Source organism: Flavobacterium caseinilyticum (assembly GCF_004349085.1).
GTDB classification, from domain to species: domain Bacteria; phylum Bacteroidota; class Bacteroidia; order Flavobacteriales; family Flavobacteriaceae; genus Flavobacterium; species Flavobacterium caseinilyticum.
In genome coordinates this window covers 34,873-45,620 of the sequence record NZ_SMFM01000013.1, presented here as the reverse complement: position 1 = coordinate 45,620, position 10,748 = coordinate 34,873, and the positions used below count along the sequence as shown (strand labels likewise).

Annotated in this window: 11 protein-coding genes and 1 tRNA gene; 7 read left to right on the top strand and 5 right to left on the bottom strand. The window is 35.8% G+C overall.

Annotation, left to right across the window (positions count from 1 at the left end; translation table 11 throughout):
• Positions 1-40 precede the first annotated feature (40 nt).
• Positions 41-205, top strand: a complete 165-nt coding sequence (locus E0F89_RS17205) for a hypothetical protein (protein WP_165930014.1) — start codon at positions 41-43, stop codon at positions 203-205.
• 179 nt (positions 206-384) lie between these two features.
• Positions 385-864, top strand: a complete 480-nt coding sequence (locus E0F89_RS16640) for a hypothetical protein (RefSeq protein ID WP_131910841.1) — start codon at positions 385-387, stop codon at positions 862-864.
• Positions 865-871: 7 nt separating this feature from the next.
• Here E0F89_RS16640 and E0F89_RS16635 read toward each other — a convergent pair whose 3' ends face one another.
• Positions 872-1,183 (bottom strand): DUF6922 domain-containing protein, encoded by a 312-nt coding sequence (locus tag E0F89_RS16635; RefSeq protein WP_131910840.1) that lies wholly within the window; start codon positions 1,181-1,183, stop codon positions 872-874.
• Between the two features lie 47 nt (positions 1,184-1,230).
• Positions 1,231-1,920, bottom strand: coding sequence for a nucleotidyl transferase AbiEii/AbiGii toxin family protein (locus tag E0F89_RS16630; protein WP_131910839.1), 690 nt, complete (start codon positions 1,918-1,920; stop codon positions 1,231-1,233).
• Positions 1,921-2,135: 215 nt separating this feature from the next.
• On the opposite strand from E0F89_RS16630, the gene mobA reads away from it, so the two are divergent.
• From mobA to E0F89_RS16610, 4 genes are all read left to right on the top strand, one after another.
• The gene (gene mobA, locus E0F89_RS16625; RefSeq protein ID WP_131910838.1) at positions 2,136-2,567 is read left to right on the top strand and encodes a conjugal transfer protein MobA; all 432 of its coding nucleotides are present in this window, start codon (positions 2,136-2,138) and stop codon (positions 2,565-2,567) included.
• A complete protein-coding gene (mobB, locus tag E0F89_RS16620) occupies positions 2,564-3,853 on the top strand; it encodes a conjugal transfer protein MobB (RefSeq protein ID WP_131910837.1) in 1,290 nt (429 codons plus the stop codon). Before mobA ends, mobB begins: the two co-directional genes overlap by 4 nt.
• Before the next feature lie 230 nt (positions 3,854-4,083).
• Positions 4,084-4,290, top strand: coding sequence for a hypothetical protein (locus tag E0F89_RS16615; RefSeq protein WP_131910836.1), 207 nt, complete (start codon positions 4,084-4,086; stop codon positions 4,288-4,290).
• On the top strand, positions 4,274-5,797 hold the full coding sequence (locus E0F89_RS16610; protein WP_131910835.1) for a recombinase family protein: 1,524 nt from the start codon (positions 4,274-4,276) through the stop codon (positions 5,795-5,797). The genes E0F89_RS16615 and E0F89_RS16610 overlap by 17 nt, the downstream gene beginning before the upstream one ends.
• Here E0F89_RS16610 and E0F89_RS16605 read toward each other — a convergent pair.
• A tRNA-Val gene (locus E0F89_RS16605) sits at positions 5,788-5,862 on the bottom strand. The two genes, E0F89_RS16610 and E0F89_RS16605, sit on opposite strands and share 10 nt — an antisense overlap.
• Positions 5,863-6,073: 211 nt before the next feature.
• Here E0F89_RS16605 and E0F89_RS16600 point away from each other — a divergent pair.
• Positions 6,074-7,861 (top strand): ABC transporter ATP-binding protein, encoded by a 1,788-nt coding sequence (locus E0F89_RS16600; RefSeq protein ID WP_131910834.1) that lies wholly within the window; start codon positions 6,074-6,076, stop codon positions 7,859-7,861.
• Positions 7,862-7,988: 127 nt separating this feature from the next.
• On the opposite strand, the gene E0F89_RS16595 is transcribed toward E0F89_RS16600, so the two are convergent.
• Both E0F89_RS16595 and E0F89_RS16590 read right to left on the bottom strand, forming a co-directional pair.
• A complete protein-coding gene (locus tag E0F89_RS16595; RefSeq protein WP_131910833.1) occupies positions 7,989-9,761 on the bottom strand; it encodes a MutS-related protein in 1,773 nt (590 codons plus the stop codon).
• Between the two features lie 114 nt (positions 9,762-9,875).
• Positions 9,876-10,709 (bottom strand): universal stress protein, encoded by an 834-nt coding sequence (locus tag E0F89_RS16590; RefSeq protein ID WP_131910832.1) that lies wholly within the window; start codon positions 10,707-10,709, stop codon positions 9,876-9,878.
• Positions 10,710-10,748: the final 39 nt, after the last annotated feature.

Here is a 10,748-nt window from a genome sequence, read left to right as displayed (position 1 = left end):
AACTTTGCGATTTTATTTCAGACAAACCTTGAAAAGATAATTGAGCCTCACAAAACCAATAAAAATATCTTTTCCAAAGAAAACAGAAAATCGGAAAAAAGAAAAAGAAAGCAATTTCAAAGGACGGGATGCAGACAGGACAAAAGGAAACGGAATAAGTCCCGAAGGGTGGTTTGTGAGGAACGAGCAAACCATTATGCCGTAGTCTTTTGGACAGGCTCATCCAGCACGTCCTACCTTGGTTTTCTTTTTATTATTTCTTTGGGTAAAATATAAAGTTCAACCCGTAGAAAGTCTGACATGCCATGCCAATAAAAGACTTACTGTGTCAAAAACAAGAATCTAAAAATCTAATAATTACCTTTTGTCTGAAAATAAAATATCATGAAAAAAGATAAGTATAAAGATAAAACACCGAAAAAAAAGAAAAAACCATTATTAACTCCAAAACCTGAAGAGGAAAAAAAGAGGAAAATTAAAAAAAAGGATGATAGAAAGAAAATTCCATTTATGCAGGTAGACAGGGGTGGAAACATGTTAAGCAATTTCTTCTCTAATTTTATCAAACAGTTTAAAAACCCAACAAAAACAGGGCTAAACAGACTGTTAGATAAACTATTGGTTATTAAAATTAAGGAAAGTGAAAAAAAGCCAGTACAGAAGCCTGAAAAACCTTTGGATATAATGGGGTCTGTAAAAACGGTTTTTCGTTATGTAAACAATGATAGCAGGAACAATTTAACTCCAAACGAAAAAGAATCATTGAGACAGCGTACAAACCAGCCAGTTAATATTGGCGTTAAGATGGAACAAAGCAAAGATGAGGAATTAAACAAACCAAGAAAAACCCGTTTAGGGATTTAGGTATTCACTAAATCCAGCTGTAGGGTTTATCTTTACGGTTAAGATAGCAGTACATCTCTTCCTTTTTCAGTTCAGGAAACAATTTTAAAGCCTTGTCAATGGCATAGTTGGGAAGAAAGAAAATCTCGTCACGGATAGAAATAATTACTTTTTCACGACCATAAAAACGGACGATTTCGTCAATTTGATCCTGACCTCCACGCTCAACAATACGGGCAATTACCATTTTATATCCTCCATCCCAGTCAATACTGTCGAATCTAAAATCCCAGAAGAATTTAGGGTGAAGATTAGGTATATGTTTGGTTAGTGGCTTCATTATTTTTTTAATTGGTGTAGTATCAAATATAAGTATTTTTTGCTGAATTACCTGCGAAATCCTCTCTTTTTGTTGGGATTAATCGGTAAATCCTGGCTTTCTGATTTAAATTTATACAAAGGATTTTTTACTGCCAGTTCCAGCCGTTTTTGGATAATTTTCCAGTTTTGCTCTTTTTCTTTCAGCATATCTATACCTTCAAAGGTAGTAATCTTGTCATATGTATTCAGACCTATGGAAGCCCAGTAGGGATCCTTATCATATTTTCTCTGATAGGCTTGTAGGTAGAAATTTAATGGTTCTCGTTCAAGCATAAAGTACATGTCAACAAAATCCTTGTACCTGTCTCCGCTCTGATGAATCGCATGGAGTTTCATTGCTCCAATATCTTCATTGGAAATCATGCGGACTCCTTCAGCTGTTTCCACGGAATTCAGAAGAGGGTAATTGTGTGTAACAATATCGACTTTTATATCATCGATGTAGGTAAGAACAGTGTTCGGGAAGAACTGGCTTTCCTTTTCATTTACATCGTAAGTGTCATGCAGATATTTGAGCATCATCTGCGAATTAAAAGTTTTTGTTGTAAAAAGATCTAGATCCACTGATAAGCGATGTCCCAGTCGTAAGGCTAACGCCGTACCGCCGACCAATATATAGTCTTTCAATTTTTCATCTTTCATAAGCCTTTGGAGAAGTTCCCACATTTCCTTGCTAACTGTTTCTTTGTAGAGCATAATTTCACGTTTCTCATGAAATTAATCCCGTAGTGAGGCACTCTTACATACTGACCTGTCGTGGCTTTATTTGACGGAGGTTGTCCTAAAAGCGAAAATCCACATGCGGAAATAATAAGCCAAATGCTTCCAAATTCTGCAATATCCAGAAGTCATTACTAATGATAAAGTAAATTGGTTTTAAAATTCTTTAGACGAAACCAGTAAAAATGGTTATGGAAGACAACGGCAAAACCACCCCGCATAAAGGAGGCAGGCATCCCAAGAAAGATCCCGCCGTTCACCGCTATTCTATAAGCCTTAGTGCTGAGGAAAATGCACGATTCCTTTCTCTCTATGATGCTTCACGCATGGATGTAATGGCCCATTTTATTACGGCATGTGTTTTCCAAAAAGGAATTACGACCGTAATGGTTGACAAGGCAACCATGGATTACTATATGCGCCTGACCACCCTATTCGGACAGTTCAGGACTGTAGGAACCAATTATAACCAAGTGGTAAAAATACTGTACCGCAATTTTTCTGAAAAGAAAGCCGCAGCCTATCTCTATAAATTGGAAAAACAGACAGCAGAAATGGCGGTATTGTGCCAAAAAATCATTCTACTAACCCAGGAATTTGAAGCAAAATACCTAAAAAAATGATAGCGAAAATCGGAAGAGGCAGCAATCTGTATGGTGCTTTGGTGTACAATCAGCTTAAAGTGGAAAAAGATAATGGACAGATTTTGTATACCAATAAGATAATTCAAACCCCCGATGGCAGTTTTGCCACCAGTCAACTGTTGCGTTCTTTTGAACCGTACCTGCTGGCCAACCGAAAGACTGAAAAATCAATATTACATATCTCTCTCAATCCTGATCCGAAGGATAAAGTAAGTGATGAACAATTTGAAAAGCTGGCGCAAAAGTATATGCAGAAAATGGGTTACGCTGAACAGCCTTTTGTGGTATTCAAGCATACAGATATTGAGCGGACCCATATTCATATCGTATCAGTTTGTGTGGATGAAAATGGCAGGAAAATATCGGATAAATTTGAAAAAAGACATTCGATGAATGTCTGTCGGGAATTGGAAAAACAATTCTCCTTGATATCGGCTATCGAGAAAAAGCAAAATCCACAAAATCAAATATTCAAACCAGTTGATTATAAGGCTGGAGATATAAAGAGCCAGATGGCTTCGGTAATCCGTAATTTACCAAAGTACTACAAATTTGAGGGTTTCGGAACCTACAATGCCCTGCTTTCCCTTTTCAATATTACCGCCGAAGAAGTCAAGGGCGAATTTAATGAAATCCCAAAACAAGGACTGGTATATTTTGCAATAAATGAAAAGGGAGAAAAAGCAAGCAATCCCTTTAAGGCTTCGCTGTTCGGTAAACAGGCAGGATATTTTCATCTTCAACAACACTATGCCCAGTCCAAAGAATTGTTAAAAAATGAGCCATCCAAAGCTTTGCTTAAGACAACCATTGAGATGTGCTTGCAGACGGCATCGGATGAAAAAGAATTCAAAAAATGGTTGTTGGAACGAGGTATAAATACCGTTGTAAGAAGAAATACGCAAGGCAGAGTTTATGGAATAACCTTTGTTGACCATAGTTCGAAATCCGTGTGGAATGGTTCGCAATTAGGCAAAAACCTTTCGGCTAACGTATTCAATGACTGGTGGAATAATGGCAATAAAATGGAGCAGCCTATACAGGGAAATGGTGCTTCAAAGAACAATGCCACTATAGATGAAAATAGCAAAGAACCAAACAATCTGTTTGGCTTTTTGGCCAAGGAAGATCTGTCCAATAGCCCCGAAGAAAGCAGCCTTATAGAAGTCTTTGGAGGGTTGTTATCCAATGGAAAAGCAGAAGACTATGATGAAGTATTATTTGCCAACCAAATGAAAAAGAAAGCCAGACGCAAAAAAAGATAGTGCCTACTATCAATTTTAATCGCCAGCCTTTTTGTTGATTCACGACAAAGGAGTGATTCATCAAATTGGCTGTACCAACTCTTTTTAAAAACAAAGACTGTCCCGACGATAAGGAGGGATTGTCTTTGTTTTTTTTATAACTGTTCCTAATATTGCTTTGAGACTAATGCAGCCAAAGAGTTCCTCGGTGAGACTGTATTTACTCTTAAGTCATCTATGGTATTAAATTCATGTGCAGATTAAAAATTATTGTTTTACCAAAAGTAAAAGGAGGTACAAAAATGAAACAGAAATTTATCAAACAGACTGATGTAGAAGAATATATCTTAAAAAATTATGAAGATATAGAGCGGGAAAATGAACAAAAATTCGTAAATTTAATGATTGAAATTATTGTGTCATTAACATTGAAAGAATTATATGAAGAGGGCGATTAGATATTTAAGATTTAGTCAATTAGGGCAAAGCAATGGCTCGATTGAAAGACAGGAATTGTATACCGATCAATACCTGCAATATAATAATATACAGTTGGTGGATTCGTTCATTGACAGAGGTAAAAGTGCCAAGACTTTTGACCGTCCAGATTTTATAAAATTACAGGCATTCATTGCCAAGCATTATAAATCGGTAGACTACCTTCTTGTAGACCAGCTTGACCGCTTTAGCAGGGATGCTGGTGAAGCTATGAGTTTGGTCAAACAATTCCAAAAAAAATACAGTATTCAGATTATCAGCGTGACCGAAGGGATCGTTTTTGATTATGATACACCGGGAAGCTTTTTCCGAGCAGGCTTACAATTGTTGCTAGCTGAAGAAGACAATATCAACAGGAGTATAAAAGTGCGTGGCGGACTCTATACAGCTCGTGCAAAAGAAGGTCGTTTCCTTACTAGAGAAAAACCTTTCGGCTACAGCAAGGTTGGAGAAGGAAAACAGCGGCACCTTGAAGTAAATGAGATAGAAGCTAAAATTGTCAAAACAATTTATGATATGTATCTGCGTGATGTGCCGTTATATAAAATCAAAGAAATAGCTTATCAATCAGGTTTTGACAGGAAAGGCAACATGGCTATTGATCGTGTGCTTGCAAATCCTGTTTATGCAGGGCTTGTAAGGGTTGAACCGTTCAAAGATCTGCCGGGAGGTCTTTTTCCAGCCATTCATGAGCCAATAGTTGATAAGACAACATGGACAATGGTGCAGTCTAAAATGAAGAAAGTTGATAAAGTAAAGGTAGTTATCGATGATGAAATACCGCTACGGGGCGTTGTAAAATGCCATTGTGGAACTCCGCTTACTGGTGCGCCTTCTCGTGGTAAATCTGGAAAATACTTCTACTATTATAAATGCAAGCATTCAAAGCATAACAACATTAGTGCTATCAAAGCACATGAGCAATTCTTAAACGTCTGCGATCTCATGAGCGTTCCCGAAAGGAAGATTAAAGAGATAAGAGATGGCAGTTACGCCTCAATTGAACAGGAAGTAAAGGCAAACAAGAAAAAAGTAGCAGACAAAAAACATGAGCTGGAGGAAATACTGCAGCTATTAAATGCAGTAGAAGAAAAATGGTTTAGGGACGAGATAAACAAGGATACCTACGAAAGATGGTATTCAACCTACAGTGACCATATATTGACCCTTAAGGCAGCAATAGAAAGGCTTAGCCCAAATCAAGGAAAGGCCTTCAAGATTTTAGACCGTAATCTGGATATATTGGGTGATATTAAACATGCCTACACGAGGTCAGATACTTTACAAAAGCGTGAGTTTGTAAACATGGTGTTCAATGGTAACTTATACTACCAAGAGGGTATATATCGAACACCTACAATTTTAGATATATTTTCTCATAATGCCAGTAAAATGGAGGAAAAGGGATGTCTTATATACAAAAAAAAGAGGGAAAACCTTTCGGTAATCCCTCACAGTGGGCGATGAGGGGTTCGAACCCCCGACCCCCTCGGTGTAAACGAGGTGCTCTGAACCAGCTGAGCTAATCGCCCTAAACAATAGAGTCATTTTCATTTCCTTATTGCGATTGCAAATATACTGTTAGAATTCGTATCTGCAAGCAAAAAAGTAAAAAAAATGAATAAAATATTGAGTCTATTTGCTTTTACGCTCTATCATAGTACGTTATGTTAAGCATGAAACTCTAGTATTTTTTTGTATTGATTCGCTATAGTCTTACATTTGCGCTATAAACAATAGATAATGGCCAGGTTCAAAGAAAACGATTTACCAAAATCAAAAATTACTGCAAGTTCACTCCAAAAAGCAACCGTAATATTTCAATATGCAGGAAATCACCGTTGGAAATTTTATGTAGGTTTAATTTTTTTATTATTTACCGGAGCAACCGCTCTTGCTTTTCCGAAATTAATGGGAATGCTTATTGACTGCGTAAAAAATAAAGACAACTCGCAGGCTGACATGATTGCTGGAGGTTTGATTATAATCTTATTTCTTCAATCTATATTTTCGTTTTTCAGATTATATTTATTTGTCAATTTTACTGAAAACACGTTGGCCAATCTTAGAGTCGCACTTTACAGTAATTTAGTAAAACTACCGATGTCCTTTTTCTCGCAAAAGCGTGTTGGGGAATTAAACAGCCGAATCAGTTCTGATATAACCCAAATACAAGATACTTTAACATCAACAATCGCCGAATTCCTTAGACAATTTATTTTAATTGTTGGTGGCGTTCTTTTATTGGCGAATGAAAGTATTAAATTGACGTTGTTGATGCTATCTGTAGTTCCGCTTGTCGCTGTAGCGGCAGTTATTTTCGGACGATTCATTCGAAAATATTCAAAAAATGTTCAGGATAAAGTAGCCGAAAGCCAGGTAATTGTCGAAGAAACCATGCAAGGTATCAGTATTGTTAAGGCTTTCGCCAATGAATGGTACGAAATTGCCCGTTACAACGGAAAAATAAAGGAAGTTGTTACAATAGCTATTAAAGGCGGGAAATACCGTGGTTACTTTGCTTCATTCATTATTTTCTGTCTTTTTGGAGCCATCGTAGCCGTAGTCTGGTATGGTGTTCGATTAAGTATTAGCGGAGAGATGAGTGTGGGACAACTGATCTCATTTGTACTGTATTCTACATTTGTTGGAGCTTCTTTCGGAGGAATTGCAGAGCTTTATGCCCAAATCCAAAAAGCAATCGGCGCAACAGAACGAGTTTTTGAATTACTGGACGAAACTCCTGAAAAAATTAATTCAGTTCAAGATGTTGCTAAAACCCAAAAAATAAAAGGTAATGTTACATTCAAAAATGTAGCGTTCAGCTATCATTCCAGAAAAGAGATCAAAGTATTGAAAGATGTTAGTTTCACTGCTAATTTTGGCCAAAAAATTGCCATTGTAGGCCCAAGTGGAACTGGAAAATCGACTATTGCTTCGCTATTATTACGTTTTTATAATATTGATGAAGGAGAAATATTAGTAGATGGCAAAAACATTTACGACTTCGATTTAGAAGACCTTCGTGGTAACATGAGCATCGTGCCCCAAGACGTAATATTGTTTGGAGGAACCATTAGAGAAAATATTGCTTATGGAAAACCAAATGCCACGGAAGAAGAAATTCTTACCGCTGCAAAACAAGCCAATGCTTATAATTTCGTTGAAAGCTTTCCTGAAAAATTTGAAACTATAGTTGGAGAAAGAGGAATTAAACTTTCTGGCGGACAACGACAACGTATTGCCATTGCCAGAGCCTTGCTAAAAAATCCGAGTATTTTGATTTTGGATGAAGCCACATCATCATTAGACAGTGAAAGTGAAAAATTAGTCCAAGAAGCGTTAGAAATTTTAATGCAAGGAAGAACCAGTATTATAATTGCGCACCGTCTTTCGACCATTCGTAGTGCAGATCAAATTTTAGTTTTGGATAAAGGAAAAATTACTGAACAGGGAACGCATCAAGAATTGCTTGCCTTAGAAAATGGTATCTACAAAAACTTAAGTAATCTGCAGTTTAGTAATTCGTAAATTTCAGTACGGGATAAATTAGACATAAAACAAACTCCATTCAGTAAGCTGAATGGAGTTTGTATGTAGATTTTCATTTAACAGTTAACTAAAAAATAAATATTTTTTCCTGAATTTTAATCTGAGATTAAATTACTCCCATTTTTTTCATTAGGAATGTTGCGCTTCTGTTTTTACAAATTCCATCGCGGAGTTTATAGTCAAAATGCAAATCATTATTGATGATTTCTACCTCAAAGCATTTGTTTGTCAGTATGTTTGGATAATCATTTGTTGTCAGACAAACTTCAATGTCGTGAGTAGCAATAGCGCCAATGGCTTTTTTACCGATCACTTTTTTAACTACTTCGATTGTTCCGTTGCGCTTATCATCTGAATTGGTTCCTCGTAATATTTCATCTAATAAAACAAAAGCAGGTCTATTTTCCAGTTCGTCCATAATTTGTTTAAGACGCTTAATTTCAGCGAAAAAGTACGATTCGCTATCCGATAAGGAATCTGATAATCGCATTGAAACTAATACTGGCAGTGGATGTACATTGGCCTGACTGGCACAAACCGGCGCGCCTACACCTGTTAGAACCATATTTATTCCCAAACTTCTCAGGAACGTACTTTTACCTGACATATTGGAACCGGTTAAAATCATGAAGGATTCTGGATGAAAAGTGACATCATTCCCTATTCTTGTTTTTTCATTCAATAAAGGGTGACTCAAATTGGAAAAATCAATTTCAAAATTAGTATTTAATGTTGGAAACGTAAACTCCGGATTATTAAAGGAAAGATTTGCCAAACTATTCAACATTTCGAATTCGCCAATAACTTCCAACCAATCTTCGAGCGCGTGAGCATGATCTTTTTTCCACTGAATTAGGGATTTTAAGACATGTAAATTAAAAAGAAACGTTCCATTGAACACGATAGCCGTGACGAAATTTGAGATACTGTCCATTTTCGAAAACAAACCGGCTAATTGTTTCAAATGAACACTCGCGTTTTCTTTTTTAAACAGTAGCTTTTGTTGCAAATCGATCAGTTTCTCCGACTGAAAAGATTCTTGTTCGATTTTTTTCAACAACAAACTATATTGATGGATGGTTTTATCAATAGCAGATGAATTGGCAATTTCAACTTGAATTCTCTTCATAAATCGACCCAAAATAATTAAATTGAAAACAAACAAATAAGACAAAACAGTTGCAAAAATAATATTAGAAGTTACTAAATATGCAACCAAAACGCCCAGAAAAAGAAACGGAGAAAAGTAAGAAATAAAAATACTGACTTTTGAAAAAGGCGTACTCTTGAAAATACTCCACTTGAGCAAAGTTTCATAATTAGATTGCTTGTCATTGCTTATTTTGGCGAAAGCCAAAAACTCCTGACGCCAATCTACCTTTTGAGATAATTCTTTTACCGCTTTATGATTTCTGGCAATTTCATCATTTGGAAGAATGGTTAAAAGTTGGTTTGCCAATGTTTTTTTTCCAATGTAAGTGGCAGTTCTATTCAAATTTTGGAATAAAGAATGCTCGCCAAAAATATCTAAATCATAGGCATACGGATGATGAAAATCATTGAATTCCTCTCCGTTTTCAAAAGGTATTTTATTTCTTTGGAGATAGGACTCTTCATTTTCATTAATATCCACCAATGCCTGATTGACTTGCTTCTGAAAAAGTAATTTGGAATGAATACGCATCAAGGTTACAAATACAGCAAAAAGAAAAACAGCCAAAACGACAAAAAAAATATCGCTTGTTTTGATGTAATAATAGATTGAAACTAGAAAAAGTACAATAGCAAGCATTCTTAAAATGCTTATCGTATTGTACTTTTTATTTATTTTGATTAATGCTGTTGTAAAGCCTTCTTTTTTTTGTTTGTAAACTTCCATATTTTATTTGATGAACGACAAATATAGTGCTTACACAATTATTTATGGAGCAGAGAAGCAATTTACTATGTTAAATAATGAAGTCTCAACTACCACTTTAAATTTAAAATGCATTTATTCGATATGAATAGCTAAAATTGGAATATCAAAATTGGTAACTACTTTTTTTGTTAAACTAGGTTTGAATAATCCTTCAAAAAAACCTCTTTTATAGGTAAGCATAGTCAGTACATCAACTTCTTTGTACATAATAAAGTCCAATATAGTTTCTTTGACCTCATCACTATGAACTACAAAAAACTCAATTGGTTCCTGTATAAATTCTTGTTCCCATTTGGCTACGGTATCTTTAGAAACATCCGATTCGTTGGTTTTTACATATAGACATTTTACTTTGGCGTTGGTTTTTTTAGCAATTTCCAAGACCATTTTCAACGCTTTTTTATCTTTTGGTCTAAAGCGGGTCGTAAAACCTATAATCTCAATTTTCTTGAATTTAGCTTCTATCGGAATACACAACATTGGGACATCGATGCGTGAAATAGCAGATTCCGTATTAGTTCCCATGAAAAATGTATCCCAGCCTGTGGCTCCCGAAGTACCCATTACAACAAAATCTATATTATCTTCATTAATTACTTTTTTGATATTAAAAATCAAATCACCGTCCATCAGCCTGTGGGTCATCTTGATGTTGCTTAAATGGCGTTCTTCAGCAATAGCGCGGAGTTTTGGGATCTCATCTTTAAACATATCAAATTGAGAAAGTTCCAATGAATTGAAAATAACGGCATAATTTTCTGGAAAAAACTGATTGTCATATATTGGCAATTGAAAAGTGTGCAGTAGCACCAGTTCGGCATTCACTATTTTCGCAAACTCTAAGGCATGTACAAAGGCGTTAGTCGCTACTTTGGAAAAATCGGTTGGGAATAGAATTTTTTTCATTTTGTTAATTTTTAAATGGTTAGATTTCAGCAACCTGTT

What these genes read in the sequence shown, in the direction of transcription:
- E0F89_RS16590 (WP_131910832.1), bottom strand. Translation starts at nt 10,709, where the DNA reads ATGAAAAAAATTCTATTCCCAACCGATTTTTCCAAAGTAGCGACTAAC.
- E0F89_RS16630 (WP_131910839.1), bottom strand. Translation starts at nt 1,920, where the DNA reads ATGCTCTACAAAGAAACAGTTAGCAAGGAAATGTGGGAACTTCTCCAA.
- mobB (WP_131910837.1), top strand. Translation starts at nt 2,564, where the DNA reads ATGATAGCGAAAATCGGAAGAGGCAGCAATCTGTATGGTGCTTTGGTG.
- mobA (WP_131910838.1), top strand. Translation starts at nt 2,136, where the DNA reads ATGGAAGACAACGGCAAAACCACCCCGCATAAAGGAGGCAGGCATCCC.
- E0F89_RS16595 (WP_131910833.1), bottom strand. Translation starts at nt 9,761, where the DNA reads ATGGAAGTTTACAAACAAAAAAAAGAAGGCTTTACAACAGCATTAATC.
- E0F89_RS16615 (WP_131910836.1), top strand. Translation starts at nt 4,084, where the DNA reads ATGTGCAGATTAAAAATTATTGTTTTACCAAAAGTAAAAGGAGGTACA.
- E0F89_RS16640 (WP_131910841.1), top strand. Translation starts at nt 385, where the DNA reads ATGAAAAAAGATAAGTATAAAGATAAAACACCGAAAAAAAAGAAAAAA.
- E0F89_RS16635 (WP_131910840.1), bottom strand. Translation starts at nt 1,183, where the DNA reads ATGAAGCCACTAACCAAACATATACCTAATCTTCACCCTAAATTCTTC.
- E0F89_RS16600 (WP_131910834.1), top strand. Translation starts at nt 6,074, where the DNA reads ATGGCCAGGTTCAAAGAAAACGATTTACCAAAATCAAAAATTACTGCA.
- E0F89_RS16610 (WP_131910835.1), top strand. Translation starts at nt 4,274, where the DNA reads ATGAAGAGGGCGATTAGATATTTAAGATTTAGTCAATTAGGGCAAAGC.